General features: G+C 48.4%; 44 protein-coding genes and 1 pseudogene. 6 read left to right on the forward strand and 39 right to left on the reverse strand.

The window, feature by feature from the left end:
* The first annotated feature begins 353 nt into the window (after positions 1 to 353).
* Positions 354 to 905: a gamma carbonic anhydrase family protein gene (locus DES54_RS15660; RefSeq protein WP_113868968.1), complete on the forward strand. Its 552-nt coding sequence runs from the start codon at positions 354 to 356 to the stop codon at positions 903 to 905.
* Here DES54_RS15660 and DES54_RS15665 read toward each other — a convergent pair.
* The 6 genes and pseudogenes from DES54_RS15665 to dprA all read right to left on the reverse strand — a co-directional run bounded on the left by DES54_RS15665 (position 887) and on the right by dprA (position 4694).
* Positions 887 to 1144, reverse strand: coding sequence for a DUF1488 family protein (locus DES54_RS15665; RefSeq protein WP_113868970.1), 258 nt, complete (start codon positions 1142 to 1144; stop codon positions 887 to 889). The two genes, DES54_RS15660 and DES54_RS15665, sit on opposite strands and share 19 nt — an antisense overlap.
* On the reverse strand, positions 1141 to 1968 hold the full coding sequence (gene aroE / locus DES54_RS15670; RefSeq protein WP_113868972.1) for a shikimate dehydrogenase: 828 nt from the start codon (positions 1966 to 1968) through the stop codon (positions 1141 to 1143). Before aroE ends, DES54_RS15665 begins: the two co-directional genes overlap by 4 nt.
* Positions 1969 to 1988: 20 nt before the next feature.
* On the reverse strand, positions 1989 to 2555 hold the full coding sequence (gene tsaC, locus DES54_RS15675) for an L-threonylcarbamoyladenylate synthase type 1 TsaC (RefSeq protein WP_113869018.1): 567 nt from the start codon (positions 2553 to 2555) through the stop codon (positions 1989 to 1991).
* A gap of 18 nt (positions 2556 to 2573) precedes the next feature.
* Positions 2574 to 3107 (reverse strand): annotated as a pseudogene (locus tag DES54_RS15680) (DNA topoisomerase family protein); the annotation flags it as partial.
* Positions 3108 to 3127: 20 nt separating this feature from the next.
* The gene (locus DES54_RS15685; protein WP_113868974.1) at positions 3128 to 3601 is read right to left on the reverse strand and encodes a DUF494 family protein; all 474 of its coding nucleotides are present in this window, start codon (positions 3599 to 3601) and stop codon (positions 3128 to 3130) included.
* The gene (dprA, locus tag DES54_RS15690; RefSeq protein ID WP_113868976.1) at positions 3573 to 4694 is read right to left on the reverse strand and encodes a DNA-protecting protein DprA; all 1122 of its coding nucleotides are present in this window, start codon (positions 4692 to 4694) and stop codon (positions 3573 to 3575) included. The genes DES54_RS15685 and dprA overlap by 29 nt, the downstream gene beginning before the upstream one ends.
* Positions 4695 to 4823: 129 nt before the next feature.
* Here dprA and def point away from each other — a divergent pair, with 129 nt between their 5' ends.
* From def to mscL, 5 genes are all read left to right on the forward strand, one after another.
* On the forward strand, positions 4824 to 5333 hold the full coding sequence (gene def, locus DES54_RS15695; RefSeq protein ID WP_113868978.1) for a peptide deformylase: 510 nt from the start codon (positions 4824 to 4826) through the stop codon (positions 5331 to 5333).
* Between the two features lie 24 nt (positions 5334 to 5357).
* Positions 5358 to 6305: a methionyl-tRNA formyltransferase gene (gene fmt / locus DES54_RS15700; protein ID WP_113868980.1), complete on the forward strand. Its 948-nt coding sequence runs from the start codon at positions 5358 to 5360 to the stop codon at positions 6303 to 6305.
* A 61-nt stretch (positions 6306 to 6366) separates the two neighbouring features.
* A complete protein-coding gene (rsmB, locus tag DES54_RS15705; protein WP_113868982.1) occupies positions 6367 to 7656 on the forward strand; it encodes a 16S rRNA (cytosine(967)-C(5))-methyltransferase RsmB in 1290 nt (429 codons plus the stop codon).
* A 57-nt stretch (positions 7657 to 7713) separates the two neighbouring features.
* Positions 7714 to 9090, forward strand: a complete 1377-nt coding sequence (trkA, locus tag DES54_RS15710; RefSeq protein WP_113868984.1) for a Trk system potassium transporter TrkA — start codon at positions 7714 to 7716, stop codon at positions 9088 to 9090.
* A gap of 94 nt (positions 9091 to 9184) precedes the next feature.
* Positions 9185 to 9601 carry a large-conductance mechanosensitive channel protein MscL gene (mscL, locus tag DES54_RS15715; RefSeq protein WP_113868986.1) on the forward strand — a complete coding sequence of 139 codons (417 nt, stop codon included), beginning with the start codon at positions 9185 to 9187 and terminating at the stop codon, positions 9599 to 9601.
* On the opposite strand, the gene DES54_RS15720 is transcribed toward mscL, so the two are convergent.
* The 33 genes from DES54_RS15720 to DES54_RS15880 all read right to left on the reverse strand — a co-directional run.
* A complete protein-coding gene (locus DES54_RS15720; protein ID WP_113868988.1) occupies positions 9591 to 9845 on the reverse strand; it encodes an alternative ribosome-rescue factor A in 255 nt (84 codons plus the stop codon). The genes mscL and DES54_RS15720 overlap by 11 nt on opposite strands.
* 98 nt (positions 9846 to 9943) lie before the next feature.
* Positions 9944 to 10303, reverse strand: coding sequence for a DnaJ family domain-containing protein (locus tag DES54_RS15725; protein ID WP_113868990.1), 360 nt, complete (start codon positions 10301 to 10303; stop codon positions 9944 to 9946).
* Positions 10304 to 10399: 96 nt separating this feature from the next.
* Positions 10400 to 10792 (reverse strand): 50S ribosomal protein L17, encoded by a 393-nt coding sequence (gene rplQ / locus DES54_RS15730; RefSeq protein ID WP_048637258.1) that lies wholly within the window; start codon positions 10790 to 10792, stop codon positions 10400 to 10402.
* A 40-nt stretch (positions 10793 to 10832) separates the two neighbouring features.
* Complete coding sequence (locus DES54_RS15735; protein ID WP_113868991.1) at positions 10833 to 11822, reverse strand: DNA-directed RNA polymerase subunit alpha; 990 nt, start codon at positions 11820 to 11822, stop codon at positions 10833 to 10835.
* Positions 11823 to 11847: 25 nt separating this feature from the next.
* Complete coding sequence (rpsD, locus tag DES54_RS15740) at positions 11848 to 12468, reverse strand: 30S ribosomal protein S4 (protein WP_012768120.1); 621 nt, start codon at positions 12466 to 12468, stop codon at positions 11848 to 11850.
* A 30-nt stretch (positions 12469 to 12498) separates the two neighbouring features.
* Positions 12499 to 12888: a 30S ribosomal protein S11 gene (gene rpsK / locus DES54_RS15745; RefSeq protein ID WP_004388621.1), complete on the reverse strand. Its 390-nt coding sequence runs from the start codon at positions 12886 to 12888 to the stop codon at positions 12499 to 12501.
* A gap of 16 nt (positions 12889 to 12904) precedes the next feature.
* A complete protein-coding gene (gene rpsM, locus DES54_RS15750; RefSeq protein WP_113868993.1) occupies positions 12905 to 13261 on the reverse strand; it encodes a 30S ribosomal protein S13 in 357 nt (118 codons plus the stop codon).
* 146 nt (positions 13262 to 13407) lie between these two features.
* Entirely contained in the window at positions 13408 to 13524 is a 117-nt protein-coding gene (gene rpmJ, locus DES54_RS15755; protein WP_002227352.1) for a 50S ribosomal protein L36, read from the reverse strand.
* 33 nt (positions 13525 to 13557) lie between these two features.
* Entirely contained in the window at positions 13558 to 14889 is a 1332-nt protein-coding gene (gene secY / locus DES54_RS15760; protein ID WP_113868995.1) for a preprotein translocase subunit SecY, read from the reverse strand.
* Between the two features lie 7 nt (positions 14890 to 14896).
* Complete coding sequence (gene rplO, locus DES54_RS15765; RefSeq protein ID WP_113868997.1) at positions 14897 to 15331, reverse strand: 50S ribosomal protein L15; 435 nt, start codon at positions 15329 to 15331, stop codon at positions 14897 to 14899.
* A 3-nt stretch (positions 15332 to 15334) separates the two neighbouring features.
* Complete coding sequence (gene rpmD / locus DES54_RS15770) at positions 15335 to 15514, reverse strand: 50S ribosomal protein L30 (RefSeq protein WP_004846568.1); 180 nt, start codon at positions 15512 to 15514, stop codon at positions 15335 to 15337.
* Positions 15515 to 15520: 6 nt separating this feature from the next.
* A complete protein-coding gene (gene rpsE, locus DES54_RS15775; protein ID WP_005970257.1) occupies positions 15521 to 16021 on the reverse strand; it encodes a 30S ribosomal protein S5 in 501 nt (166 codons plus the stop codon).
* A gap of 14 nt (positions 16022 to 16035) precedes the next feature.
* Complete coding sequence (rplR, locus tag DES54_RS15780; protein WP_009111214.1) at positions 16036 to 16389, reverse strand: 50S ribosomal protein L18; 354 nt, start codon at positions 16387 to 16389, stop codon at positions 16036 to 16038.
* A gap of 9 nt (positions 16390 to 16398) precedes the next feature.
* On the reverse strand, positions 16399 to 16932 hold the full coding sequence (gene rplF, locus DES54_RS15785) for a 50S ribosomal protein L6 (protein WP_113868999.1): 534 nt from the start codon (positions 16930 to 16932) through the stop codon (positions 16399 to 16401).
* Between the two features lie 13 nt (positions 16933 to 16945).
* Positions 16946 to 17338, reverse strand: coding sequence for a 30S ribosomal protein S8 (gene rpsH, locus DES54_RS15790; RefSeq protein ID WP_113869001.1), 393 nt, complete (start codon positions 17336 to 17338; stop codon positions 16946 to 16948).
* Positions 17339 to 17371: 33 nt separating this feature from the next.
* Complete coding sequence (gene rpsN / locus DES54_RS15795) at positions 17372 to 17677, reverse strand: 30S ribosomal protein S14 (RefSeq protein ID WP_039308898.1); 306 nt, start codon at positions 17675 to 17677, stop codon at positions 17372 to 17374.
* Positions 17678 to 17690: 13 nt separating this feature from the next.
* Positions 17691 to 18230: a 50S ribosomal protein L5 gene (gene rplE / locus DES54_RS15800; protein WP_005970265.1), complete on the reverse strand. Its 540-nt coding sequence runs from the start codon at positions 18228 to 18230 to the stop codon at positions 17691 to 17693.
* Between the two features lie 14 nt (positions 18231 to 18244).
* On the reverse strand, positions 18245 to 18559 hold the full coding sequence (gene rplX, locus DES54_RS15805) for a 50S ribosomal protein L24 (RefSeq protein WP_038394047.1): 315 nt from the start codon (positions 18557 to 18559) through the stop codon (positions 18245 to 18247).
* Positions 18560 to 18569: 10 nt separating this feature from the next.
* On the reverse strand, positions 18570 to 18941 hold the full coding sequence (gene rplN / locus DES54_RS15810) for a 50S ribosomal protein L14 (protein ID WP_020322771.1): 372 nt from the start codon (positions 18939 to 18941) through the stop codon (positions 18570 to 18572).
* A gap of 168 nt (positions 18942 to 19109) precedes the next feature.
* Positions 19110 to 19364 (reverse strand): 30S ribosomal protein S17, encoded by a 255-nt coding sequence (rpsQ, locus tag DES54_RS15815; protein WP_011095505.1) that lies wholly within the window; start codon positions 19362 to 19364, stop codon positions 19110 to 19112.
* Positions 19364 to 19555: a 50S ribosomal protein L29 gene (gene rpmC / locus DES54_RS15820; protein ID WP_113869003.1), complete on the reverse strand. Its 192-nt coding sequence runs from the start codon at positions 19553 to 19555 to the stop codon at positions 19364 to 19366. Before rpmC ends, rpsQ begins: the two co-directional genes overlap by 1 nt.
* Positions 19555 to 19965 (reverse strand): 50S ribosomal protein L16, encoded by a 411-nt coding sequence (gene rplP, locus DES54_RS15825; protein ID WP_009111208.1) that lies wholly within the window; start codon positions 19963 to 19965, stop codon positions 19555 to 19557. The genes rpmC and rplP overlap by 1 nt, the downstream gene beginning before the upstream one ends.
* A gap of 12 nt (positions 19966 to 19977) precedes the next feature.
* Positions 19978 to 20679 (reverse strand): 30S ribosomal protein S3, encoded by a 702-nt coding sequence (gene rpsC, locus DES54_RS15830; protein ID WP_005970274.1) that lies wholly within the window; start codon positions 20677 to 20679, stop codon positions 19978 to 19980.
* A 17-nt stretch (positions 20680 to 20696) separates the two neighbouring features.
* On the reverse strand, positions 20697 to 21029 hold the full coding sequence (gene rplV, locus DES54_RS15835; RefSeq protein ID WP_022635108.1) for a 50S ribosomal protein L22: 333 nt from the start codon (positions 21027 to 21029) through the stop codon (positions 20697 to 20699).
* A 14-nt stretch (positions 21030 to 21043) separates the two neighbouring features.
* Positions 21044 to 21322, reverse strand: coding sequence for a 30S ribosomal protein S19 (rpsS, locus tag DES54_RS15840; protein WP_004929772.1), 279 nt, complete (start codon positions 21320 to 21322; stop codon positions 21044 to 21046).
* A 16-nt stretch (positions 21323 to 21338) separates the two neighbouring features.
* Positions 21339 to 22160, reverse strand: a complete 822-nt coding sequence (rplB, locus tag DES54_RS15845; RefSeq protein WP_113869005.1) for a 50S ribosomal protein L2 — start codon at positions 22158 to 22160, stop codon at positions 21339 to 21341.
* Between the two features lie 20 nt (positions 22161 to 22180).
* Positions 22181 to 22483: a 50S ribosomal protein L23 gene (gene rplW, locus DES54_RS15850; protein WP_113869007.1), complete on the reverse strand. Its 303-nt coding sequence runs from the start codon at positions 22481 to 22483 to the stop codon at positions 22181 to 22183.
* Entirely contained in the window at positions 22480 to 23085 is a 606-nt protein-coding gene (gene rplD / locus DES54_RS15855) for a 50S ribosomal protein L4 (RefSeq protein WP_113869009.1), read from the reverse strand. Before rplD ends, rplW begins: the two co-directional genes overlap by 4 nt.
* A gap of 10 nt (positions 23086 to 23095) precedes the next feature.
* Positions 23096 to 23725 carry a 50S ribosomal protein L3 gene (gene rplC / locus DES54_RS15860; RefSeq protein WP_113869011.1) on the reverse strand — a complete coding sequence of 210 codons (630 nt, stop codon included), beginning with the start codon at positions 23723 to 23725 and terminating at the stop codon, positions 23096 to 23098.
* 32 nt (positions 23726 to 23757) lie between these two features.
* Complete coding sequence (rpsJ, locus tag DES54_RS15865) at positions 23758 to 24069, reverse strand: 30S ribosomal protein S10 (RefSeq protein WP_113869013.1); 312 nt, start codon at positions 24067 to 24069, stop codon at positions 23758 to 23760.
* 289 nt (positions 24070 to 24358) lie between these two features.
* A complete protein-coding gene (gene bfr / locus DES54_RS15870) occupies positions 24359 to 24832 on the reverse strand; it encodes a bacterioferritin (protein ID WP_113869015.1) in 474 nt (157 codons plus the stop codon).
* A gap of 72 nt (positions 24833 to 24904) precedes the next feature.
* Positions 24905 to 25099: a bacterioferritin-associated ferredoxin gene (gene bfd, locus DES54_RS15875; RefSeq protein WP_113869016.1), complete on the reverse strand. Its 195-nt coding sequence runs from the start codon at positions 25097 to 25099 to the stop codon at positions 24905 to 24907.
* Between the two features lie 206 nt (positions 25100 to 25305).
* Positions 25306 to 25399: EF-Tu C-terminal domain-related protein (locus DES54_RS15880; RefSeq protein ID WP_147247316.1), on the reverse strand; the 94-nt coding region annotated here is incomplete at its 5' end.

Here is a 25399-nt window from a genome sequence, read left to right on the forward strand (position 1 = left end):
CAGATTGTCTGATTCAATTGTTAAAGAGCAGTGCGTACTGGCCTTAGCCACTAACGCGAGGTGGCGTATATTACGCTTTCCTCTTTCAGAGTCAATGCTTATTTCAGCATCTCTTCTTTTCTCGCCGCTTCGTTGTGATTTAGTTCACAGCGCCGTGTCGATGGAGGCGCATTATAGGGCTCCCATTTCGTTACACAACCACTTTTTCGATCTTTTTTTCCGTTCGTGCGTTTTTCAGCCCCTTCGTTGAGATCTTACTCGAGCGGGGCTATTTTCAGGGTATAGATACAACGCATCCACTGGTATTTTATCTACCAGCAAAAATGACGATAACAGTAACTAAGGGGTTGTTGATGGGATCTGAATTACTTCGCCATTATAAAGATGCACTTCCTGTTGTTGGCGAAAATGTCATGATAGATTGTTCAAGTGTCGTCATTGGCAAAGTGACGTTGGGTGATGATGTCAGTATATGGCCACTTGTGGTAATTCGTGGCGATGTTAATCAGATAAGTATTGGCGCAAGAAGCAACATTCAGGATGGATCGGTATTACATATCACCCATACTTCAGAGAAAAATCCAGAAGGTAATCCACTGATCATCGGAGAAGATGTGACGATTGGGCATAAAGCAATGCTACACGGTTGCAGAATTGGTAACCGAGTCTTAGTCGGGATGGGATCGATAATTCTTGATGGCGCCATTATTGAAGATGACGTCATGATTGGTGCTGGTAGCCTCGTTTCCCCCGGCAAACGTTTAGAAAGCGGCTATTTATACTTGGGGAGCCCTGCTAAAAAAATCAGGCTACTGACTCAGGAAGAAATTGAAGGGCTCATCTACTCTTCAAATAACTACGTTCACTGGAAAAATGAGTATCTTGCTCAAGATAGAGAAAAGTAGCCCTGTTCATCATGTTCTTGATTAAAAACCATTTTTTCAAACACATCCTCAAAATCCCAGCGATTCTCCCTGAACAGATCCAAAAACTGTTCAGGGCTGACGTTGCCATAATGCCGCCGGAGCAATTCTATGCCGATTATGCATTCCTGCTGAAATCCATTTACCAGAACCGGGAAACGGATTGCCTGCAACGCTTCGTCCCAACTTTCACGATCTGGAAATTGGATCGCCTGATTCATCGCGACAATTCCTGCTTAAGTGCCTGAATGACCGGATTAACGTCTGGCATCACGCCATGCCACAGTTTGAAAGCATACGCAGCTTGTCCAACCAACATGCCCAAGCCATCTGCATAGTTACCGGCCCCCTTCGTTACACACCATGCTAAAAACGGAGTGAGTTCAGGTAAATAGAACATGTCATAACAGCGAGTTTCTGGAGATATTAAGCTTGAGGGTAAATCAGGTACGCTATCATACATGCCTGATGATGTTGCATTGATTACCAGATTGAATGATCGCCATGACAACGCATCAAAGGTTGCGCTCTCAATCTTGCCAATCGAACTAAAGATCTGCGCCAATGCATCCGCCTTTGAAATAGTACGGTTAGTCACCACAACTGAACAGCCATAAGACAACAATGGCTGTATAACACCACGCGCCGCGCCGCCCGCTCCAATCAGTAAGATATGATCTTGCGGATTAATCAAATTCAAACGCTGCAAGTCGCTTAATAAGCCAATACCATCCGTATTATCGCCCAGTAAACGACCGTCTTTCAGCTTCTTTAACGTATTAACCGCACCGGCAAGTAATGCGCATTCGCTAAGTTCATCCGCTTCTACAAAGGCACGCTCTTTAAAGGGCGCGGTTATGTTTGCGCCGCAAGCCCCGCGGAGAAAATGGTGACGAAGAGCCGTTTCAAAGCTGTCCACCGGAGCCAACACGCGGTGATAAGAAAGATCAATGCCCGTCTGAGCAGCAAACAACTCGTGTATACGCGGCGATTTACTATGAGCGATTGGATTACCAAAAACAGCAAAAGACTTTATCTCAGACACCCTATTCTCCAATCATTAGATTAACCCTGACGCAGCAGTTCACCGGTTAAAACATCTCTTATCTCTGAAGGATTTGTTCTACCGCCGACTTTCCCATGAACGACAAGAAATTTCTTACCGAACTGCTGGTAAACCTCCCCTTCAGTACGGCAAGGCGGTAATCCACTCAAATTAGCGCTGGTTGAAACCAAGGGTTTGCCATAACTCAAGCACAATTGTCTTACCACAGGGTGTGCGCTGACCCGGACGGCAAGGGATGTAAATTGTCCGGTAAGCCATTTCGGTGTAGTTGCTTTCGCTGGGATCACCCAGGTAATAGGGCCTGGCCAACCTGCGAACATATCCTGCTTTTGTTCTCCAGATAACATGCTGTCATCAATATAGGGTGTCAGTTGCTGATAATCGGCAGCAATAAGAATCAACCCCTTCTGCCATGGACGTTGTTTTAGGGCCAGCAAACGTTTGACAGCGATTTCACTGTCAGGATCACACCCCAGGCCAAAGACGGCCTCAGTAGGATAGGCGATTACCTTTCCATTCTGTAATTCCGTCAGTAAAGGAATCAGATCATAAGAAACATCATTCATCGTTAACAACACTTCAGCCTTTATCGGCTTTCCACATAATTTACTGGCACAAAAAAGTCTGACGCCCTGTGCGGTTTTCTTTTCGATCAGCAGCGGGTAATGGCAATAAATACACTCACCGGCAACAGGCTTATGGTTTAACGTAAACTGGCAATCAGGGTAGCGCTCGCAAGAGTGAAACACTTTCCCATAACGGGATTTACGCTGTAGCAGAGCGCCTTTGCGACATTGCGGGCAACTGATCGCCGTTTCATCAGGCCGATCGATTACTTCGGTATGGTTACATTCGGGATAATTGCCACACCCGATGAACATGCCATAGCGCCCCTGTCGCAACACCAATGTGGACTGGCATTGCGGGCAAGTCTGCCCGTCCAGTACTTTGACAATATGACCGTCAGCCTGAGTTTTCAACGGACGAATAAACTCACACTCTGGATAACCGGAACAACCAAGAAAAGCCCCGTGTCGGCCTGTACGAATAACCAATACAGACCCACACTCAGGACAGATATCTTGTTTCTTATCGGTAAACAATCCGGTCTTAGCCATCCGTTCTTTTGCACTCCAGGCTATTGCACATAACCGTCATTCACCTCAAATAATAACTCTTCCATTTGCTGATAAGCGTTTTCACAGCCAGGTACATTGAAAAGCACCATGAGAATAACCCACTTCAAATCCTCAAGATCAAACTCTTGAGTTTCCAGCGCCATTACTCGTTCAATCACCATTTCACGCGTTTCAAGACTCAGCACCTGGATTTGTTCAAGGAATAATAAAAAGCCGCGACACTCGGTATCAAGACGCAACGCCTCATCTTGCGTATAGATGCGCATAGCCAGCGGATCATGCGCCAAATTAAGCGACGTGTTCTGCCCTTCCTGTATATCAGCCAGTTTTTCCAGCCAATCCAACGCGCTATAAATATCGTTACGGTCAAATCCAGCGCGAGTGAGGTCATCAGTCAACGTATCCTGATCGACACGCATTTCAGTTTCATTGTGAATGTAAGTCTCAAACAAGTACATGAGTACGTCGAACATGGCCTGCCCTCCTTAATCGGACATAGCCGCCGGGTACTGCTGCGATCCATCCTGCTAACTCCAGTTCCAATAGTTGATGCACTACTTCTGGCACAGGTTGGCCGGCACGTTCAGCGACAACGTCAACAGGTGTAACCTCATCTCCTACGTTAGCCAACACATCAGCAAATGGCAATTCAACATCCTCTTCTACCGCAGAAATAATTTGATCGTTGCCAAAAGAGATCCAGTGAAGCTCACTTCCTAGTTGTTCGACAATATCTTTGGGGTGAGTGACCAGGCAGGCACCTTGTTGAATCAGCCAATGCGTTCCCTCTGCCATCGGATTACCAATTGCCCCCGGCAAAGCAAAGACTTCTCGACCTTGTTCTAATGCATAACGTGCGGTAACCAGAGAGCCGCTGCGAATCGATGCCTCAACCACCAATGTCCCCAAACTCAATCCGCTTATAATACGGTTTCTTCTGGGAAAGTTTGTTGGCCTGGGAGGTGAAGAAAGCGGAAATTCGGATACCAACGCACCGCCATTTTCCAGGATTCGCATCGCGAGTGGCTTGTGGCGATGAGGATAAATATTGGCAAGCCCGGAGCCTAATACGGCAATCGTTTTTCCTCCCGCGTCAAGCGCCGCTCGATGCGCAATGCCATCAATCCCGATAGCCAAGCCACTAATGATCGTCAGATCGTTGACTGCCAACTCCTGAGCAAAAAACTGCCCCCATTGCTCACCATACCGTGTGCTTGCTCTGCTACCGACTATCGCGATTTGTGGCGATGTCAGTACATCCAGATTGCCATCCACAAACAGTAAAAGAGGAAATGAACTGATATTACTCAGCAAATACGGATATCGCTGATCAGCGCAAGTGACAAGGTGATGACCTGCTTGATCCAACCATGCCTGCGTGGTTTTCAGTAAATGATCATCAACACGTCGGAATTGTTCAATCTGAATTTCCGTCATCCCCAGAGCGCACAAGGTATTGCTATCCGTGCGCCCTCTGTCAATAAGCTTTCCGGCAATGAGCCTGGCACGTTTCGCGTTCAACTGCCTCACTTCCATTAAACGCAGCCAGATTTCCGTTGATAGCATGAAACATCCTTTATTTCGCCGGGTTCAGGTTAACCGCGCAATTAAATGCAGATGCTGTCAATCAAGGCAGGAAATGTCTAGAATAGATGCCAGGACTCTCCCATTACTCGGATACAGATCTAAATATATATGTCAGTTTTGCAAGTATTACACTTTCCAGACGAGCGGCTTCGCATACAGGCGCAGCCCGTAAAAGAAGTCAATGCAAACATTCAGCGTATCGTCGATGATATGTTTGATACCATGTATGAAGAAGAAGGCATTGGCTTGGCCGCCACACAAGTGGATATTCATCAACGTATTATTGTTATTGATGTTTCAGAAGAGCGGGACCAACGTCTGGTTTTGATCAACCCTGAACTTCTTGAAAAAAGCGGTGATACCGGTATTGAAGAAGGTTGTTTGTCGATTCCAGAAACAAGAGCGCTGGTTCCACGCGCTGAGCGGGTAAAAGTGCGCGCGCTGGATCGGGAAGGAAATACGTTTGAACTCGAAGCCGAGGGCCTGCTTGCTATTTGTATCCAGCATGAAATGGATCATCTGATTGGGAAACTATTCATTGATTATCTTTCCCCGCTGAAGCGCCAGAGAATTCGTCAAAAGCTGGAAAAGCTGGCCAAGCAAAATAGCCGCGCTTAATAATTTTTCCTTACAGGGAACACCGTGTCTAACTCTTTACGCATTATTTTCGCAGGAACACCTGATTTTGCGGCACGCCATCTTGATGCCTTGTTATCGTCAAGGCATCAGTTGGTTGGCGTCTTCACTCAGCCTGATCGCCCGGCGGGAAGAGGTAATAAGCTGACGCCTAGTCCGGTAAAAATACTGGCAGAACAACACAACCTGCCGGTATATCAGCCCAAGTCTTTGCGTGCTTCGGAAAGTCAGGATTTAGTTGAAACGCTACATGCGGATGTCATGGTTGTCGTCGCTTATGGCTTGATTTTGCCACCAGCCGTGTTAGCTATGCCGCAGCTTGGCTGTATCAATGTACACGGTTCGCTCCTACCTCGTTGGCGAGGCGCCGCCCCCATTCAACGCGCACTTTGGGCCGGAGATCAGAATACAGGCGTTACGATTATGCAGATGGACGCCGGTCTGGATACCGGCGCAATGCTGCACAAAATCGAGTGTCCGATCCTGCAAGAGGACACGAGCGCCACGCTATACGGCAAGCTTGCTGAGCTAGGTCCGCGTGGTCTTCTGGAGACGTTAGAGCACCTTGCGAGTAACCGTATCTCAGCAGAAACACAGGATGACGCTTTTGCCACCTATGCTGAAAAACTCAGTAAGGAAGAGGCTCGTCTTGACTGGCAGCTTTCCGCTGCGCAGCTTGAGCGTTGTATTCGGGCTTTTAATCCCTGGCCGGTAAGCTACTTTCTGATAGACGAAAAGCCTATCAAAGTGTGGAAAGCCGAGATTATTTCCTGCTGTCACCATGCACGGCCGGGTACTATCCTGCAAGCAGACAAAAATGGTATTCAGGTCGCCACTCGCGAAGATATTTTAAATATCGTCGAATTACAGCCTGCGGGCAAAAAAGTGATGAAAGCTCAGGATTTACTAAACTCACGCCGAGAGTGGTTTACGCCCGGCAACATTCTGGCCTAATCGATGTTCATATCGGCAACGTTAGCCGGTATGCTCTATCTTTCACGTAGTCGCTAACAAATTGAAAAGCTCATATAATCTTCGCAGTATTGCCGCTAAAGTGGTGGGACAAGTATTGGATCACGGGCAGTCACTCAGTACCTTGTTGCCTGCTTATCAGCGGGAAATCACCGATAAAGATCGCGCATTATTGCAGGAACTATGCTTTGGCGTATTACGCGTTCTGCCACAATTAGAGTGGTGTATTCAACAACTGATGTCCAAACCGCTAACGGGTAAACAGCGACCACTGCATTACCTTATTATGGTCGGTATTTATCAGTTGCTATACACGAGAATTCCGCCACATGCTGTGTTGGCTGAGACCGTCGAAGGCGCCGTCGCCATGAAACGTCCGCAGCTTAAGGGGCTCATCAACGGGGTGCTGCGCCAGTTCCAACGCCAGCAAGATGAGTTACTCCAGCGCGCAGCGAATAATACTGTCCAATACCTGCATCCCGGCTGGTTACTAAAAAGGATTAAAGACGCCTACCCGACGCAGTGGGAAGATATTGTCGCCGCCGATAATCAGCGTCCTCCCATGTGGCTGCGAGTCAATCGACAGCACCATACCCGCGATGCATATATCACATTATTGGTTCAGGAAGGTATTCAAGCTTTTCCCCATCCTGACTATGCGGATGCCATCCGCCTGTCTACACCTTGTATGGTTAATCTTCTACCGGGGTTTGCGCAAGGTTGGATTACAGTCCAGGACGCCTCAGCGCAAGGATGTGTCTATTGGCTGGCGCCACAGAATGGTGAACAGATCCTCGATCTCTGCGCGGCGCCAGGCGGTAAAACAACCCATATCCTCGAAGCCGCGCCCAAATCTCAGGTTTTAGCCATTGATCTTGACGAGACGAGATTAATCCGGGTGCGAGAAAACTTACAACGCCTGCAATTACATGCTGAGGTAAAACAAGGCGATGGGCGCTATCCTGCGACCTGGTGCAGCGGTAAACTCTTTGATCGCATCCTTCTGGATGCGCCCTGTTCCGCGACCGGCGTCATTCGTCGTCACCCAGATATAAAATGGCTACGACGCGATAATGACATTGCCGAACTCGCCATGCTGCAAAAAGAGATGCTTGATGCTATCTGGCCTCACCTGAAAACAGGTGGAACATTGGTCTATGCCACCTGCTCAATTATGCCGGAAGAAAATCAGCAGCAAATGGCCGCCTTCCTCCGTCGCCACACCGATGCACAGTTAATTGATACGGGAAATCCAACGAGCCCAGGCATACAGAAACTACCCAGCATTGATGACGGCGATGGTTTCTTTTATGCCAAGCTAGTAAAAAACTGACATTGGCCCCAATATTGTCTAAAGCTCTACGGCAATCAATCTACGGCAGAATGAACTATGAAGATTATTATTCTTGGCGCTGGTCAGGTGGGCGGTACGCTGGCAGAAAATCTGGCTGGTGAAAATAACGATATCACCGTCGTTGATACCGATACCGTGCGTTTACGTCAGCTACAGGATAAATTTGATCTCAGGGTGATCACCGGTCACGCTTCCCATCCACGCGTATTACGCGAAGCAGGTGCGGAAGACGCAGATATGCTGGTCGCCGTAACTAATTCTGATGAAACCAATATGGTTGCGTGTCAGATTGCCTATTCGCTTTTTAATACGCCAAACCGTATTGCGCGGATTCGATCGGCTGAATATATCCGTGAATCCGAGCATCTTTTTCTGCCTGAAGCGGTTCCCATTGACCATTTAATTTCACCTGAACAATTGGTCATCGATAACATTTACAAGCTGATTGAATATCCTGGCGCGCTTCAGGTTGTTAATTTTGCCCAAGGAAAAGTCAGCCTTGCCGCTGTAAATGCCTATTATGGCGGCCCGTTAGTCGGCAACGCGCTGTCATCTATCCGTGAACATATTCCTCATGTCGAAACGCGTGTTGCTGCTATTTTTCGTCAGGACCGTCCTATTCGCCCTCAAGGTTCTACCGTTATTGAAGCCGGTGATGAAGTCTTCTTTGTCGCCGCTTCCCAACACATCCGGGCGGTGATGAGTGAATTACAACGACTGGAGAAACCCTATAAACGAATTATGATCGTTGGGGGAGGAAACGTTGGCGCAGGTCTAGCTCAGCGATTAGAAAAAATTTATAACATTAAGCTGATAGAACGAAATGCGGAGCGTGCTGCTGAACTGGCCGAACTCTTGCAAAACACCGTTGTTTTTCACGGTGATGCGTCAGACCAAGAACTCCTGGCAGAAGAACATATTGAACAGATCGATGTCTTCATCGCGATAACCAATGATGATGAAGCCAATATTATGTCTGCAATGTTGGCGAAACGGATGGGTGCCAAAAAAGTCATGGTTCTTATCCAACGGCGGGCTTATGTTGATTTAGTTCAGGGAAGCGTCATTGATGTTGCCATATCACCACAGCAGGCAACGATTTCGGCTTTACTCAGCCATGTACGTAAGGCGGATATTGTCAGCGTGTCCTCTCTACGCCGAGGAGTTGCAGAAGCGATTGAAGCCATTGCACATGGGGATGAGGGTACATCAAAAGTTGTCGGACGGATGATTGAGGATATAAAACTCCCCCCGGGAACAACCATTGGCGCGATCGTTCGCGGAGATGATGTCATTATCGCGAATGATAATACGCATATAGAGCAAGGCGATCATGTCATTATGTTTCTAACAGACAAAAAATTCGTACCAGATGTGGAGCGGTTATTCCAGCCTAGCCCATTCTTTTTGTAAAAAAAAAGATAAGTCTTTAAACATCACAAGGTGATATGGCAAATATAAAACCATTTGTTAAAATTAATTTATCTTTTTATCAAGGAGAGTGGTTATGAGTATTATTAAAGAATTCCGTGAATTTGCTATGCGGGGAAATGTTGTCGACTTAGCCGTTGGGGTTATCATTGGCGCCGCGTTTGGTAAAATCGTTTCGTCACTGGTCTCTGATATCATTATGCCGCCTTTGGGATTACTGATCGGCGGCGTTGATTTCAAACAATTCAGCTTGGTTTTACGTGATGCCCAAGGGGATATACCCGCAGTAATTATGCATTATGGCGTCTTTATCCAAAATATTTTTGATTTTGTCATCGTCGCTTTTGCTATTTTTATGGCAATCAAACTTATGAATAAAATGCGCCGTAAACAGGAAGATGCACCAGCCGAACCACCTAAGCCAAGTGCAGAAGAGACATTATTAACTGAAATTCGCGATCTGCTAAAAGCTCAACAGCAACCTAAGCTGTAAATCGATTAATACGATATAACAGCGGCGTCTTAACAACAGAAAACAAAAAGGCCAGAAGTAAAAAATCATTTGATTTCTTACTACTGGCCTCCCAGTTTGCCTTCTTTACATGTTTATCTTTTCGGCGATAGCTACCCTTGCCTTTCACATTAACCTCTATTCGCTCACGAAACAGTGGGTCATGCAGCAATGCTTCGATAGCATTATTCTGGATCTTTCCTCTTTTATGACGGTAAGTTGTCATGATGACTCATCATAAGATGGGATGATAGAAATAAAGCGTGGAGAGTATAGTGGAGAAAAGGAGGTGAAAACAATCTTGCCATAATAATTAAACAGCATTTAAAAAATTTTTTTCAGCGATGATGCGTACTCTCCATGTAAAAAATTGGTATTTATACCCTTTTGACGCAAACTCAACTCAAGCAGGCGTAATCGCTGAGATGTCTCTTGATAATCGGAAGATTCCCTGGAAATAGTTTGCAACATATCAGCCAATGCCAATGCTTCCTTACGTTCTTGCAATTCAACCGGTAAGCACCCTGCATTTTTGAGCAAACGATAAGCGACTCTAAGCGCTTGCGGCACAGCACTATCATCGTCCAGTATTAACGGACATCCCGAACCTGGAAGGTTATCAAAAACGCCATCCTGCTGGGCATGAGTAATATGGCGTTCCGCCATCTCATCGATCAACCACATCAAGTAATCTCTATTCGGTATACTCTATCTTTACAGGCTAGCTTATTTCAGACATAAAAAAACCGGGTTTCCCCGGTTTTTTTACGCTCTTACAGATTACTCTGCAGTAGCGACTTCTTCTGTCTGAGAAGCTGAGCGATCAACGAGCTCGATGTAAGCCATCGGCGCATTGTCACCTGCACGGAAGCCACACTTAAGAATACGAGTGTAACCACCGGCACGGCTCGCGAAACGCGGGCCCAGTTCATTAAACAGTTTTGCCACGATCTCGTTATCACGAGTACGGGCGAATGCCAGACGACGATTAGCAACGCTGTCGGTCTTGGCAAGAGTAATCAGCGGTTCAACAACACGACGCAGCTCTTTCGCTTTTGGCAGGGTCGTCTTGATGATCTCATGACGAACCAAAGAACCAGCCATGTTACGGAACATAGCCTGACGATGGCTGCTGTTACGGTTCAGTTGACGACCACTCTTACGATGGCGCATGACCTTATCCTTCTCAGTAAAACCTTAACCTGTGATCCGGTTACTCATCAGCAATGCTTGCGGGTGGCCAGTTTTCCAGGCGCATGCCCAGAGACAGACCACGTGAAGCCAGCACGTCTTTAATCTCAGTAAGAGATTTTTTACCCAAGTTAGGCGTTTTGAGTAGCTCAACTTCGGTACGCTGTACCAGATCACCGATGTAGTGGATAGCTTCTGCCTTAAGGCAGTTAGCAGAGCGGACAGTCAATTCCAGATCGTCAACAGGGCGCAGCAGGATCGGATCGAATTCTGGTTTTTCTTCTTTAACTTCAGGCTGACGAACATCACGTAAGTCAACAAAAGCTTCAAGTTGTTCAGCCAGAATGGTCGCCGCACGGCGGATCGCCTCTTCAGGATCAATCGTACCATTGGTTTCCATTTCGATGACCAGCTTATCCAGGTCAGTACGCTGTTCTACACGTGCCGCTTCAACATTGTAAGCAATACGCTCTACAGGGCTGTAGCAAGCATCGACTAACAGGCGACCAATCGGGCGCTCATCTTCTTCCGTATGAATACGGGCAGATGCCGGCACATAACCACGACCACGCTGAACTTTAATACGCATGCTGATAGCCGCGTTTTCATCAGTCAGATGGCAGATCAAGTGCTGTGGCTTGACGATTTCGACATCACCATCATGGATGATATCGGCTGCAGTCACAGGGCCAATGCCAGATTTATTCAGGGTAAGAATAACTTCATCTTTGCCTTGAACTCTCACCGCCAGCCCTTTCAGGTTGAGCAGGATTTCCAGGATGTCTTCCTGTACGCCTTCTTTGGTGCTGTACTCATGCAGTACACCATCAATCTCAACCTCGGTCACCGCGCAACCTGGCATTGATGAAAGCAGAATACGGCGCAGTGCGTTGCCAAGAGTATGGCCGAAGCCCCGCTCTAACGGCTCAAGGGTCACCTTGGCGTGCGTCGAACTCACTTGCTCGATATCAACCAGGCGCGGTTTTAGAAACTCTGTCACAGAACCCTGCATTGTGTCCTCTCTTTGGTACTAAGCTTTACTTGGAGTAAAGCTCGACGATCAGGTGTTCATTAATGTCCGCAGACAGATCGGTACGTTCAGGAATACGTTTGAACACACCTTCCATCTTGGCAGCATCAACTTCCAGCCAAGTTGGCTTTTCACGCTGTTCAGCCAGCTCCAGAGCGGCCTTAACGCGAGACTGCTTTTTAGCTTTCTCACGGATGCTGACGACGTCATTCGGGGATACCTGATAAGAAGCGATGTTAACAACGCGACCATTTACCATAACAGCTTTGTGGCTGACCAGCTGACGTGCTTCTGCACGAGTGGCGCCAAAACCCATACGATAAACAACGTTATCCAGACGTCCTTCAAGTAATTGCAACAGGTTCGCACCGGTGTTGCCTTTCAGACGTGCTGCTTCTTTGTAATAGTTACGGAACTGGCGTTCCAGCACACCGTAGATACGGCGAACTTTTTGCTTTTCACGCAACTGCACACCATAGTCAGACAGACGCGGTTTACGCGCACCATGCTGGCCAGGAGCTTGTTCAATCTTACACTTAGAATCGATCGCACGAACACCAGACTTCAGAAACAGGTCGGTGCCTTCACGACGGCTCAGCTTGAGCTTAGGACCCAAATATCTTGCCATTTTCTTTCTCCAACAATCCTAAAAGCGGCGTTATACGCGGCGCTTTTTCGGCGGACGACAACCGTTATGAGGGATCGGAGTCACATCAGTAATATTAGTGATGCGGAAACCAGCCGCGTTCAATGCGCGGATAGTAGACTCACGGCCCGGACCAGGTCCTTTAACCATAACTTCCAGGTTCTTAATACCGTACTCTTTCACTGCTTCAGCACAGCGCTCTGCTGCAACCTGAGCGGCGAACGGAGTGGATTTACGAGAACCACGGAAACCGGAACCACCGGCAGTTGCCCAACCCAGCGCATTACCCTGACGATCAGTAATGGTAACGATGGTGTTGTTGAAAGAAGCATGGATATGAGCCACACCGTCAGAGACTTGCTTTCTTACACGCTTACGTGCACGAACAGGTGCCTTTGCCATTATTCAATCACCCCGATTATTTCTTGATCGGTTTGCGCGGACCCTTACGGGTACGGGCGTTAGTCTTGGTACGCTGACCGCGAACCGGCAGACCACGACGATGACGCAAACCACGATAAGTACCAAGGTCCATAAGACGCTTGATGCTCAGGGTAACTTCACGACGCAGGTCGCCTTCGACAACAAACTTGGCAACTTCGTCACGTAGCTTATCGATTTGCTCTTCAGACAGCTCACTGATCTTAACATTTTCAGCAATACCGGATGCAGCACAGATAGACTGTGAGCGGGTTTTGCCGATACCGTAGATCGAAGTTAATGCGATCACAGTATGTTTCTGATCAGGAATGTTAATGCCTGCTATACGGGCCACTATGCACTCCTACAATTTTATACAGCAATACCATTCTGAAAAGCCCGTTTTCAGGATACTCAAATAGCATTGCAGTTACATACAAAAGATTGGCTGGCTAATCTAGCCAGCTCAACCCAACTTTGCAAGAAAAATATGTGAGATAATCAGCCTTGACGCTGCTTATGCTTCGGTTCGGCACTGCAGATCACACGAACGACACCGTTACGCTTAACAATCTTACAGTTACGACATAATTTCTTGACGGAAGCACGAACTTTCATTTTTACTCTCCGTAACTTCTCAAGCTCGCCCGATTAACGGTTATAGCCTTTCAGGTTTGCTTTCTTCAATGCAGACTCATACTGACTCGACATCATCAGAGTTTGCACTTGAGCCATAAAGTCCATGATGACAACAACAACGATCAATAATGACGTGCCACCGAAATAGAAAGGCACTTTCATTGCATCACGCATGAACTCCGGGATCAGGCAGATGAAAGTAATATACATCGCGCCGACCAAAGTCAGACGAGTCATTACCTTATCGATATATTTCGCCGTTTGCTCTCCCGGCCGAATTCCTGGCACGAATGCACCGGACTTCTTCAGGTTATCTGCTGTTTCACGCGGATTGAAAACCAACGCAGTGTAGAAGAAACAGAAGAAGATGATTGCAGACGCATAGAGTAACACGTAAAGCGGTTGTCCGGGCTGCAAATACAGCGAAATTGTCGTCAGCCAGTTCCAACCGCTACCGCCCCCAAACCAGGATGCTATCGTGGCTGGGAACAGAATAATGCTGGAAGCGAAGATAGCCGGGATAACCCCCGCCATATTAACTTTCAGCGGTAAATGCGTACTCTGTGCTGCATAAACACGACGACCTTGTTGACGTTTTGCATAGTTGACGACGATACGACGTTGACCACGCTCAATGAAAACAACGAAGAAGGTTACTGCAAACACTAAAACTGCAACCAACAGCAACAGGAGGAAGTGCAGGTCGCCTTGCCGCGCTTGCTCGATGGTATGACCAATGGCCGGCGGCAAACCCGCAACAATACCAGCGAAGATTATGATCGAAATACCGTTGCCAATACCTCGTTCTGTAATCTGTTCGCCTAACCACATCAGGAACATTGTCCCGGTGACCAGGCTTACAACAGCGGTAAAATAGAACGCAAAGCCTGGGTTTAATACCAGGCCCTGCATTCCAGGCATATTCGGCAAACCGGTAGCAATACCGATTGACTGAAATATTGCCAATACCAGCGTGCCGTAACGGGTGTACTGGCTAATCTTGCGACGTCCAGCCTCCCCTTCTTTCTTTATTTCAGCTAACGCTGGATGAACCACCGTTAACAGTTGGATAATAATTGACGCCGAAATATACGGCATAATACCCAATGCAAAGATAGAAGCACGGCTCAGAGCACCACCAGAGAACATATTAAACATTTCAATGATGGTACCCCGCTGTTGCTCAAGCAATTTGGCAAGCACAGTGGCATCGATACCAGGGATTGGAATAAAAGAGCCGATACGGAAAACAATCAGCGCACCGATAACAAACAATAGTCTGCGCTTCAGTTCACCAACTCCGCCTTTAGCACTTTGAAAATCTAATCCTGGTTGTTTGGCCATCTGCTACTTATTCCTCAATTTTACCGCCAGCAGTTTCGATAGCAGCACGAGCACCTTTAGTGACACGCAGACCACGAATCGTTACCGGACGAGCAACCTCACCAGACAGAATCACTTTCGCGAATTCAATCTGAATGCCAATAACATTAGCGGCTTTCAGCGTATTCAGATCAATGATGTCGCCTTCTACTTTAGCCAGATCAGACAGACGAACCTCTGCCGTCACCATAGCTTTGCGGGAGGTGAAGCCGAATTTCGGCAGACGACGGTATAAAGGCATCTGACCGCCTTCAAAACCACGACGCACGCCACCGCCAGAACGAGACTTCTGACCTTTGTGACCACGACCGCCGGTTTTACCCAGGCCAGAACCAATACCACGACCTAAACGCTTCGGCGCGTGTTTAGCACCTTCGGCCGGAGACAGAGTATTCAAGCGCATCTGTTACTCCTCCACTTTAACCATATAGGAAACCGCGTTGACCATACCACGAACGGCAGGAGTATCCTCACGTTCAACAGTATGTCCAATACGACGCAGACCCAGGCCAAGCAGTGTTGCCTTGTGTTTCGGCAAACGACCGATTGCACTACGGGTTTGAGTTATTTTAATAGTCTTTGCCATGGTTAATTACCCCAGAATTTCTTCAACGGATTTACCACGCTTGGCAGCGACCATTTCCGGGGACTTCATATTTGCCAGACCATCAATCGTTGCACGAACCACGTTAATCGGGTTGGTGGAACCATAGGCCTTAGCCAATACGTTGTGAACCCCTGCGACTTCCAGAACGGCGCGCATTGCGCCACCGGCGATAATACCGGTACCTTCGGAAGCCGGCTGCATGAACACACGAGAGCCCGTGTGAGCACCTTTAACCGGGTGCTGCAGGGTGCCGTTGTTCAGCGCGACATTCATCATATTGCGACGGGCTTTTTCCATCGCTTTCTGGATCGCTGCCGGAACTTCGCGCGCTTTACCGTAACCAAAACCAACGCGACCATTGCCATCACCCACTACAGTCAGTGCGGTGAAGCTGAAAATACGGCCACCTTTAACGGTTTTGGATACGCGATTTACCGCGATCAGCTTTTCCTGCAGTTCGCCAGCTTGTTTCTCGATGTGAGCCATCTTACACCTCTACCTTAGAACTGAAGGCCAGCTTCACGGGCAGCATCTGCCAGTGCCTGGACTCGACCATGATATTGGAAACCGGAACGGTCAAAGGATACGTCTTTAATCCCTTTTTCCAATGCGCGTTCAGCAATAGCTTTACCTACTGCGATAGCTGCATCTTTGTTACCGGTATACTTCAGTTGCTCAGCGATAGCTTTTTCTACAGTAGAAGCGGCTACCAGGACTTCAGAACCGTTCGGTGCAATGACCTGCGCATAAATATGACGTGGGGTACGATGTACCACCAGACGCGTCGCACCCAGTTCCTGGAGCTTGCGGCGTGCGCGGGTCGCACGACGGATACGAGCTGCTTTCTTATCCATAGTGTTACCTTACTTCTTCTTAGCCTCTTTGGTACGCACGACTTCGTCGGCGTAACGGACACCCTTGCCTTTGTAAGGCTCAGGACGACGGTAGGCGCGTATTTCCGCAGCGACCTGACCAATAACCTGCTTATCAGCGCCTTTAAGCACGATTTCAGTTTGGCTTGGGCATTCTGCGGTAATACCTGCCGGCAGCGCGTGGTCAACCGGATGAGAGAACCCAAGAGACAGGTTCACTACGTTGCCTTTTACGGCAGCACGATAACCAACACCGACCAGCTGCAGCTTCTTGGTAAAGCCTTCGGTAACACCGACAACCATTGCGTTTAACAGAGCGCGAGTGGTACCCGCTTGGGCCCATCCGTCAACAAAACCTTCGCGCGGGGCGAAAGTCAGAGCGTTGTCAGCCTGTTTAACTTCAACAGCGTCATGGATCTTACGACTCAGCTCGCCGTTTTTACCCTTAATCGAAATAACCTGACCGTTGAGTTTTACCTCTACGCCGGCAGGAATGACGACGGGTGCTTTTGCAACACGAGACATTCTTTCCTCCCGATTAAGCTACGTAGCAGATAATCTCGCCACCAAGACCAGCCTGGCGAGCTGCACGATCAGTCATAACACCTTTAGAAGTAGAAACAACCGCGATACCTAAACCGGCCATAACTTTTGGCAGCTCATCTTTTCTTTTATAGATGCGCAGACCTGGACGGCTTACTCGCTGAATGCTTTCTACCACTGCCTTGCCCTGGAAGTACTTCAGTACTAATTCCAGAACTGGCTTGGCGTCGCCTTCGATTTTAAAATCTTCAATGTAACCTTCTTCCTTCAGCACGTTGGCAATTGCCACTTTCAGCTTGGAGGAAGGCATGGTGACCGCAACTTTGTTCGCGGCTTGACCGTTACGGATACGGGTCAGCATATCCGCGATCGGATCTTGCATGCTCATCTGTCTTTACTCCCGTGATTCAATTGGTGACAATTACCAGCTAGCCTTTTTCAGACCCGGGATTTCACCGCGCATTGCGGCTTCACGGACCTTGATACGGCTCAACCCGAACTTCCGCAGGAAAGCGTGCGGACGACCAGTTTGGCGGCAGCGATTACGCTGACGAGACGGGCTGGAATCACGCGGCAGAGTCTGCAGCTTAAGAACTGCATCCCAACGTTCTTCGTCGGATGAGTTCACACCAGAGATAATAGCTTTTAATTCCTCGCGTTTAGCGCGGTATTTTTCAGCCAGTTTCACGCGAACAACTTCACGTGCTTTCATGGATTGCTTAGCCATTAGTAACCCTGCCTTACTTGCGGAATGGGAAGTTAAAGGCGGCCAACAGCGCACGACCTTCATCATCGGATTTCGCAGTAGTGGTGATGGTAATATCCAAACCACGAACGCGATCGACTTTGTCATAGTCGATTTCCGGGAAGATGATCTGCTCACGCACACCCATGCTGTAGTTACCACGACCATCGAATGACTTGGCGGACAGGCCACGGAAGTCACGGATACGCGGTACAGCAATGGAAATCAGACGCTCAAGGAACTCCCACATGCGTTCGCCACGCAGAGTTACTTTACAGCCGATCGGATAGCCCTGACGGATTTTGAAGCCTGCAACAGATTTGCGTGCTTTGGTGATCAACGGTTTTTGACCGGAGATAGCTGCCAGATCAGCTGCTGCGTTATCCAGCAGTTTCTTGTCAGCGATCGCTTCACCAACACCCATATTCAGGGTGATCTTCTCGACCCGAGGGACTTGCATGACAGAATTGTAGTTAAACTCAGTCATGAGTTTTTTAACTACTTCGTCTTTGTAGTAATCATGCAGTTTCGCCATCGTACTACTCCAAATTACTTGATAGTTTCGCTGTTAGATTTAAAGAAACGGACTTTTTTGCCGTCTTCGAATCTAAAGCCTACACGGTCAGCCTTACCAGTTGCCGCATTGAAGATTGCAACGTTAGAAACCTGAATTGCCGCTTCTTTTTCTACGATGCCGCCTGGTTGATTCAGCGCCGGAACCGGCTTCTGATGTTTTTTAACCAGATTGATACCTTCAACAATGACCTTGCTGGAAGACAGGACATTTTTTACTTTACCGCGCTTACCTTTATCTTTGCCGGTCAGCACGATAACTTCGTCATCACGACGGATTTTCGCTGCCATGATTCGCTCCTTAGAGTACTTCTGGTGCCAGAGAGATAATTTTCATGAACTTCTCATTACGCAGTTCACGAGTTACCGGCCCAAAAATACGCGTACCGATAGGCTGTTCGCTATTATTGTTTAAAATAACGCAAGCATTACCATCGAAGCGAATGACAGAACCGTCCGGGCGACGAACACCCTTTCTGGTGCGCACCACTACCGCTTTCAGCACATCGCCTTTCTTCACCTTACCGCGAGGAATTGCTTCCTTGATGGTAATTTTGATGATGTCGCCGACGCCTGCGTAGCGACGGTGCGAGCCACCTAGAACCTTGATACACATTACGCGACGTGCACCGGAGTTATCGGCCACATTCAGCATAGTCTGTTCTTGGATCATTTTAGTGCTCCGCTAATGTCAACTACTACCTTTAGGACCCATGACAGGCCATTAAAATGCCCCATAATTAAGGGCGCAGCATTATAACACCGCTTCCAGGTTATGGGTAGAAAAAATAAACGGCCCAAATACTGAGCCGTTTATCATATCGAGAAGTGCGCTACTGTATTACAGAATCGCTTTCTCTACAACGCGAACAAGCGTCCAAGACTTGGTTTTGGACAGCGGACGGCATTCGCGGATTTCAACCACGTCACCGATACCGCATTCATTGTTTTCGTCATGTACGTGCAGCTTTGTCGTCCGTTTGATGAATTTACCGTAAAGCGGGTGTTTCACGAAACGTTCGATGGCGACAACCATGGATTTCTCCATTTTGTCACTAACGACGCGGCCTTGCAGAGTACGGATTTTATCGGTCATTACGCACCCGCCTTCTCAGTCAGTAAAGTCTTAACACGTGCAACATCACGACGCACTTGTTTCAACAGGTGAGTTTGTTGCAGCTGGCCACTTGCCGCCTGCATGCGCAGATTGAATTGTTCGCGCAGCAGTTCGAGCAGCTCGGTGTTCAGCTCTTCAACGCTCTTTTCACGCAGCTCTTGTGCTTTCATTACATCACCGTCTTAGTTACAAAGGTGGTTTTGATCGGCAGTTTCGCTGCTGCCAGTTGGAATGCCTCACGGGCTAACTCTTCCGGCACACCGTCCATTTCGTACAGGACTTTACCTGGCTGAATCAAGGCAACCCAATACTCTACGTTACCCTTACCTTTACCCATACGAACTTCAAGCGGCTTTTCGGTGATCGGTTTGTCCGGGAATACGCGGATCCAGATCTTACCTTGACGCTTAACAGCACGGGTCATGGCACGGCGTGCAGCTTCGATTTGACGAGCAGTCAGACGACCACGGCCAACAGCTTTCAGACCGAAAGTGCCGAAGCTCACATCCGTACCCGCAGCCAGACCGCGGTTGCGGCCTTTGTGCATCTTACGGAATTTTGTACGCTTTGGTTGTAACATCAGCGACTCTCCTTACTTGCGGCCTTTACGCTGCTGCTTTTTAGGTTGAGCAGCCGGTTTTTCCGGTTGTTCAACAGCAGCCATACCACCCAGGATCTCACCTTTGAAGATCCACACTTTAACACCGATAACACCATAAGTGGTGTGCGCTTCGGAGGTGTTGTAGTCGATATCCGCACGCAGCGTGTGCAACGGAACACGACCTTCACGATACCATTCGGTACGCGCGATTTCAGCGCCGCCAAGACGACCGCTTACTTCAACTTTGATCCCTTTAGCGCCCAGACGCATAGCGTTCTGTACCGCACGCTTCATAGCACGACGGAACATCACACGACGCTCCAGCTGAGAAGTGATGCTGTCAGCAACCAGTTTTGCGTCCAGTTCGGGTTTACGAACTTCTGCGATATTGATCTGTGCAGGCACGCCAGCGATATCCGCTACGACTTTGCGCAGTTTTTCAACATCTTCACCTTTTTTACCGATAACGATACCCGGACGAGCAGTGTGAATAGTCACACGAATGCTTTTAGCCGGACGCTCGATAACGATACGGGAAACGGAAGCCTTCTCCAGTTCCTTCGTCAGGTATTTACGAACTTTAAAGTCGCTGTCCAGGTTGTCAGCGAATTCTTTGGTATTCGCATACCAGGTAGAGTTCCAAGGTTTGACAATACCCAGTCGAATACCATTAGGATGTACTTTCTGACCCATTGCTAGTCTCCAGAGTCTCAGCGATCGGACACAACCACAGTAATGTGGCTGGTACGCTTCAGGATGCGATCCGCACGACCTTTGGCACGCGGCATAATGCGCTTCATGCTTGGGCCTTCGTCAACGAAGATTTTCGCGACTTTCAGATCATCAATGTCAGCGCCATCGTTGTGCTCTGCGTTAGCAATGGCAGACTCCAGCACTTTTTTAACCAGACCAGCGGCTTTCTTGTTGGTGTAGGTCAGAATATCCAGAGCTTGCGACACTTTCTTACCGCGAATCAGGTCAGCCACCAGCCGAACCTTTTGAGCAGAAGAACGAGCGTGGCAATGTTTAGCGATAGTTTCCATCTCTTCCTCCTACCTTAGCGCTTCTTGGCCTTTTTATCGGCCGCATGGCCGCGATAAGTACGAGTCGGCGCGAATTCACCCAGTTTGTGACCGACCATTTCATCGGAAACAAACACCGGAACGTGCTGACGACCATTATGGACAGCGATGGTCAAACCGATCATGTTTGGAAAGATCGTTGAACGACGGGACCAAGTGCGCAAAGGCTTCTTGTCACCGCTTTCCACCGCTTTCTCTACCTTCTTCAGCAAGTGCAGGTCAATAAAAGGACCTTTCTTGAGAGAACGTGGCATGGTTTATCCTCTAAGATTATTTAGTACGGCGACGCACGATAAATTTATCAGTACGCTTGTTGCTGCGGGTCTTCTTACCTTTGGTCTGAATGCCCCACGGACTTACCGGGTGCTTACCAAAGTTACGACCTTCACCACCACCGTGCGGGTGGTCGACCGGGTTCATTGCCGTACCGCGAACGGTAGGACGAACACCACGCCAGCGTGCAGCACCTGCTTTACCCAGAACGCGTAGCATATGCTCCGCATTGCCAACTTCGCCCAGCGTCGCGCGGCAGTCGGATTCGACTTTACGCATTTCGCCGGAACGCAGACGCAGGGTAACGTAAGCGCCTTCGCGAGCAACGATCTGAACGTAGGCACCGGCAGAACGCGCCAACTGGCCGCCTTTACCTGGTTTCATTTCTACGTTGTGAACCGTTGAACCGACAGGAATGTTACGCATCGGCAGGGTGTTACCGGGTTTGATTGCAGCATCAACGCCAGATTGAATCTGGTCACCGGCTTTCAGGCCTTTCGGCGCCAGGATGTAACGGCGTTCGCCGTCTTTGTACAGAACCAGCGCGATGTTCGCGGAACGGTTCGGATCATACTCCAGACGCTCAACAACAGCAGGAATACCATCTTTATTGCGTTTGAAGTCAACCAGACGATATTGCTGTTTATGGCCACCACCGATATGACGGGTAGTGATGCGGCCATTGTTGTTACGGCCACCGGATTTGCTGTTCTTTTCCAGCAACGGGGCATAAGGTTTGCCCTTGTGCAGCTCAGGGTTAACCACCTTAACAACGTGGCGACGACCCGGAGATGTCGGTTTACATTTAACAATTGCCATTGTTCTTTTACTCCTCCGACTTACTCTGCGCCGCCGATGAAGTCCAGATTCTGGCCTTCTTTCAGGGTGACGTAAGCTTTTTTCCAGTCGCTACGACGACCGATACGCTGTCCATGACGTTTCACTTTTCCTTTAACTACCAGGGTGCGAACATCATTGACTTCGACTTCAAACAGTTTCTGCACTGCGGCTTTGATTTCTGCTTTGGTCGCGTCTTTAGCAACTTTGAGCACGATGGTGTTGTTCTTTTCCATCGCAGAAGACGCTTTTTCAGAAACGTGCGGCGCGCGCAATACTTTCAGCAGACGTTCTTCACGGATCATGCCAGCATCTCCTCAACTTGCTTAACAGCATCAGCAGTCATGACGACTTTGTCGAAGGCGATCAGGCTAACTGGGTCGATAGCTGCTGCATCACGCACATCAACCTTGTACAGGTTGCGCGCGGCCAGGAACAGATTCTCATCCAGTTCACCGGTGATGATCAACACGTCTTCCAGTGCCATGTCTTTCAGTTTCTGTGCCAGCAGCTTGGTTTTCGGCGCTTCTACAGAGAACTTCTCGACGACGATCAGACGATCTTGACGTACCAGTTCGGACAGGATGCTTTTCAGCGCGCCGCGGTACATCTTTTTGTTAACTTTCTGACTGTGGTCCTGAGGCTTGGCAGCAAAGGTCACACCACCGGAACGCCAGATCGGGCTCTTGACAGAACCTGAACGCGCACGGCCAGTACCTTTCTGACGCCAAGGTTTTTTACCGGAACCAGTTACTTCAGCACGGGTCTTCTGAGCGCGAGTACCTTGACGGGCACCTGATGCGTAAGCAACAACAACCTGGTGTACCAGCGCTTCGTTGAAATCACGACCGAAGGTAGTTTCGGAAACAGTCAGCGCGCTTTGCGCGTCTTTCAATACTAATTCCATTGCTATCTCCTCACGCCTTCACAGCTGGTTTAACGATCAGGTCGCTACCAGTTGCACCCGGAACAGCACCCTTAACCAGCAGCAGGTTGCGCTCAGCGTCAACACGCACGACATCCAGGCTTTGAACGGTTACGCGTTCGTTACCCAGTTGGCCTGCCATTTTCTTGCCTTTGAACACTTTGCCCGGAGTCTGGTTCTGACCGATAGAGCCCGGAACGCGGTGAGACAAGGAGTTACCGTGGGTAGCATCCTGAGTACGGAAATTCCAGCGCTTAACTGTGCCGGCAAAACCTTTACCTTTGGATGTACCAGTCACGTCTACTTTTTTAACGTCTGCGAAAATTTCAACACTAATGCTCTGACCTACAGAGAACTCTTCGTCTTCTGCAAGACGGAATTCACGCAGGATACGACCGGCTTCAACGCCAGCTTTAGCAAAATGGCCCGCTTCTGGTTTGGTAACGCGGTTTGCTTTTTTAGCACCGGTAGTTACCTGTACAGCACGGTAACCGTCGTTAGCCAGGTCTTTAACCTGAGTGACGCGGTTTGCTTCAATTTCGATAACGGTTACAGGGATAGATACGCCATCTTCAGTGAAGATACGCGTCATGCCCACTTTTTTACCGACTAAACCAATCATTGTTTCAACCTCTCAATCGCTCAATGACCTGATTAACCCAGGCTGATCTGCACGTCTACACCGGCAGCCAGATCCAGACGCATCAGAGCATCAACGGTTTTCTCAGTTGGCTCAACAATGTCAACCAGACGCTTGTGAGTGCGAATCTCGTACTGATCGCGCGCATCTTTATTGACGTGCGGAGAAATCAGAACGGTAAAGCGCTCTTTGCGGGTCGGCAGCGGGATCGGACCACGGACCTGCGCACCAGTGCGCTTGGCAGTCTCGACGATTTCCGCAGTTGATTGATCGAGCAGACGATGATCAAACGCTTTCAGGCAGATACTGATTCTTTGGTTCTGCATGAGACCAGAGCTCCAATTATTTATAAACGTAAATGACTACTCATCACACCCATTTCGATTGATGGGGGAGTGTAATCGTTAGTACATAACCCCCATATCGGGAGTATTGTTTTGGCTAATTGATTAGTTTAGCCCGCTGACTCAAATCGAATCAGGCTTACCTCAGTTTTGATAAGCTCGCACATTATACGCAAATTAGCTCAGGAAGCAACAAAAGGAAAGAAATGATTTAAATGCCGGTCGGCATGAAACATGTCCGACCGTGGGGAATTAATTGGGGTGATGGGAACTACGCTTCTTTAAGTTGAGACTGAAGATAGTTCTGGATGCCAAGACGGGAAATCAAATCCAACTCGGTCTCCAGCCAGTCGATATGTCCTTCCTCATCAACCAGGATTTCAATCATCAAATCTCTGCTGACATAATCTCGAACCGAATCGGCGTACTCAATAGCTTCACGCAAGTCCTGCGCGCCATCCAGTTCAAGCTGAAGATCGGAGCGAAAAATCTCGTCTACATCCTCTCCAATATTCAACTTCCCCAAATCCTGCAGATTTGGGATACCTTCAAGAAACAGAATACGTTCGATATAACGATCAGCGTGTTTCATTTCGTCAATTGACTCATGATACTCATGATCGTTGAGACGGGTCAGTCCCCAGTTTTTAAACATGCGGGCATGAAGAAAATATTGGTTGATAGCTACCAACTCGTTGCCCAACAACTTATTTAAATGCGCAATGACTTTATTATCGCCTTTCATGACACGCTCCTCCGCTCCGGTTCTTAAAGTGTAGAACCAGTAAGCAGAGAGTCAAAGAAACACCCCTACATTTTATGCTACTTCATACATATCAGGAATTTTGGTCTGTTCTTCCTCAAAGATAACACGCGCCTGACGAATACATTTACCGCAATCCGTTCCAATAGGGACCAATTTGCGCAGTTGCTGCATTGATTGAGGCTGGTGCTGACGAACAGCATTACGGATGACTTTGTCAGAAATCGCATTGCACAGGCAAACATACATACGGGGATGACTCATTAGTTTATAGCGTACATCCTTCACGCTACCTTTCGTACCACTGAAAGCGGCGCTTAAAATCGCTCCTAGCGATTTTTTAACCAATGGGCGCATTGTAAATAGGAATGGTTTTTATTTCAATTTACATTTACTGTTATCACCATAAAAAAAGGCACCGAAGTGCCTTTTTATGCTTTAAGTGTATCCGCGAATTAAGCGATAACTTTAGCAACAACGCCCGCGCCAACGGTATGGCCACCTTCACGGATGGCGAAACGCAGACCGTCGTCCATCGCGATCGGGGCA

It is taken from the genome of Brenneria salicis ATCC 15712 = DSM 30166 (assembly GCF_003315515.1).
In the GTDB taxonomy this organism is placed as follows: domain Bacteria; phylum Pseudomonadota; class Gammaproteobacteria; order Enterobacterales; family Enterobacteriaceae; genus Brenneria; species Brenneria salicis.

What these genes read in the sequence shown, in the direction of transcription:
- DES54_RS15660 (WP_113868968.1), top strand. Translation starts at nt 354, where the DNA reads ATGGGATCTGAATTACTTCGCCATTATAAAGATGCACTTCCTGTTGTT.
- DES54_RS15665 (WP_113868970.1), bottom strand. Translation starts at nt 1,144, where the DNA reads ATGAATCAGGCGATCCAATTTCCAGATCGTGAAAGTTGGGACGAAGCG.
- tsaC (WP_113869018.1), bottom strand. Translation starts at nt 2,555, where the DNA reads ATGAATGATGTTTCTTATGATCTGATTCCTTTACTGACGGAATTACAG.
- DES54_RS15685 (WP_113868974.1), bottom strand. Translation starts at nt 3,601, where the DNA reads ATGTTCGACGTACTCATGTACTTGTTTGAGACTTACATTCACAATGAA.
- dprA (WP_113868976.1), bottom strand. Translation starts at nt 4,694, where the DNA reads ATGCTATCAACGGAAATCTGGCTGCGTTTAATGGAAGTGAGGCAGTTG.
- def (WP_113868978.1), top strand. Translation starts at nt 4,824, where the DNA reads ATGTCAGTTTTGCAAGTATTACACTTTCCAGACGAGCGGCTTCGCATA.
- trkA (WP_113868984.1), top strand. Translation starts at nt 7,714, where the DNA reads ATGAAGATTATTATTCTTGGCGCTGGTCAGGTGGGCGGTACGCTGGCA.
- mscL (WP_113868986.1), top strand. Translation starts at nt 9,185, where the DNA reads ATGAGTATTATTAAAGAATTCCGTGAATTTGCTATGCGGGGAAATGTT.
- DES54_RS15720 (WP_113868988.1), bottom strand. Translation starts at nt 9,845, where the DNA reads ATGACAACTTACCGTCATAAAAGAGGAAAGATCCAGAATAATGCTATC.
- DES54_RS15725 (WP_113868990.1), bottom strand. Translation starts at nt 10,303, where the DNA reads ATGTGGTTGATCGATGAGATGGCGGAACGCCATATTACTCATGCCCAG.
- rplQ (WP_048637258.1), bottom strand. Translation starts at nt 10,792, where the DNA reads ATGCGCCATCGTAAGAGTGGTCGTCAACTGAACCGTAACAGCAGCCAT.
- DES54_RS15735 (WP_113868991.1), bottom strand. Translation starts at nt 11,822, where the DNA reads ATGCAGGGTTCTGTGACAGAGTTTCTAAAACCGCGCCTGGTTGATATC.
- rpsD (WP_012768120.1), bottom strand. Translation starts at nt 12,468, where the DNA reads ATGGCAAGATATTTGGGTCCTAAGCTCAAGCTGAGCCGTCGTGAAGGC.
- rpsK (WP_004388621.1), bottom strand. Translation starts at nt 12,888, where the DNA reads ATGGCAAAGGCACCTGTTCGTGCACGTAAGCGTGTAAGAAAGCAAGTC.
- rpmJ (WP_002227352.1), bottom strand. Translation starts at nt 13,524, where the DNA reads ATGAAAGTTCGTGCTTCCGTCAAGAAATTATGTCGTAACTGTAAGATT.
- secY (WP_113868995.1), bottom strand. Translation starts at nt 14,889, where the DNA reads ATGGCCAAACAACCAGGATTAGATTTTCAAAGTGCTAAAGGCGGAGTT.
- rplO (WP_113868997.1), bottom strand. Translation starts at nt 15,331, where the DNA reads ATGCGCTTGAATACTCTGTCTCCGGCCGAAGGTGCTAAACACGCGCCG.
- rpmD (WP_004846568.1), bottom strand. Translation starts at nt 15,514, where the DNA reads ATGGCAAAGACTATTAAAATAACTCAAACCCGTAGTGCAATCGGTCGT.
- rpsE (WP_005970257.1), bottom strand. Translation starts at nt 16,021, where the DNA reads ATGGCTCACATCGAGAAACAAGCTGGCGAACTGCAGGAAAAGCTGATC.
- rplR (WP_009111214.1), bottom strand. Translation starts at nt 16,389, where the DNA reads ATGGATAAGAAAGCAGCTCGTATCCGTCGTGCGACCCGCGCACGCCGC.
- rplF (WP_113868999.1), bottom strand. Translation starts at nt 16,932, where the DNA reads ATGTCTCGTGTTGCAAAAGCACCCGTCGTCATTCCTGCCGGCGTAGAG.
- rpsH (WP_113869001.1), bottom strand. Translation starts at nt 17,338, where the DNA reads ATGAGCATGCAAGATCCGATCGCGGATATGCTGACCCGTATCCGTAAC.
- rpsN (WP_039308898.1), bottom strand. Translation starts at nt 17,677, where the DNA reads ATGGCTAAGCAATCCATGAAAGCACGTGAAGTTGTTCGCGTGAAACTG.
- rplE (WP_005970265.1), bottom strand. Translation starts at nt 18,230, where the DNA reads ATGGCGAAACTGCATGATTACTACAAAGACGAAGTAGTTAAAAAACTC.
- rplX (WP_038394047.1), bottom strand. Translation starts at nt 18,559, where the DNA reads ATGGCAGCGAAAATCCGTCGTGATGACGAAGTTATCGTGCTGACCGGC.
- rplN (WP_020322771.1), bottom strand. Translation starts at nt 18,941, where the DNA reads ATGATCCAAGAACAGACTATGCTGAATGTGGCCGATAACTCCGGTGCA.
- rpsQ (WP_011095505.1), bottom strand. Translation starts at nt 19,364, where the DNA reads ATGACCGATAAAATCCGTACTCTGCAAGGCCGCGTCGTTAGTGACAAA.
- rpmC (WP_113869003.1), bottom strand. Translation starts at nt 19,555, where the DNA reads ATGAAAGCACAAGAGCTGCGTGAAAAGAGCGTTGAAGAGCTGAACACC.
- rplP (WP_009111208.1), bottom strand. Translation starts at nt 19,965, where the DNA reads ATGTTACAACCAAAGCGTACAAAATTCCGTAAGATGCACAAAGGCCGC.
- rpsC (WP_005970274.1), bottom strand. Translation starts at nt 20,679, where the DNA reads ATGGGTCAGAAAGTACATCCTAATGGTATTCGACTGGGTATTGTCAAA.
- rplV (WP_022635108.1), bottom strand. Translation starts at nt 21,029, where the DNA reads ATGGAAACTATCGCTAAACATTGCCACGCTCGTTCTTCTGCTCAAAAG.
- rpsS (WP_004929772.1), bottom strand. Translation starts at nt 21,322, where the DNA reads ATGCCACGTTCTCTCAAGAAAGGTCCTTTTATTGACCTGCACTTGCTG.
- rplB (WP_113869005.1), bottom strand. Translation starts at nt 22,160, where the DNA reads ATGGCAATTGTTAAATGTAAACCGACATCTCCGGGTCGTCGCCACGTT.
- rplW (WP_113869007.1), bottom strand. Translation starts at nt 22,483, where the DNA reads ATGATCCGTGAAGAACGTCTGCTGAAAGTATTGCGCGCGCCGCACGTT.
- rplD (WP_113869009.1), bottom strand. Translation starts at nt 23,085, where the DNA reads ATGGAATTAGTATTGAAAGACGCGCAAAGCGCGCTGACTGTTTCCGAA.
- rplC (WP_113869011.1), bottom strand. Translation starts at nt 23,725, where the DNA reads ATGATTGGTTTAGTCGGTAAAAAAGTGGGCATGACGCGTATCTTCACT.
- rpsJ (WP_113869013.1), bottom strand. Translation starts at nt 24,069, where the DNA reads ATGCAGAACCAAAGAATCAGTATCTGCCTGAAAGCGTTTGATCATCGT.
- bfr (WP_113869015.1), bottom strand. Translation starts at nt 24,832, where the DNA reads ATGAAAGGCGATAATAAAGTCATTGCGCATTTAAATAAGTTGTTGGGC.
- bfd (WP_113869016.1), bottom strand. Translation starts at nt 25,099, where the DNA reads ATGTATGTTTGCCTGTGCAATGCGATTTCTGACAAAGTCATCCGTAAT.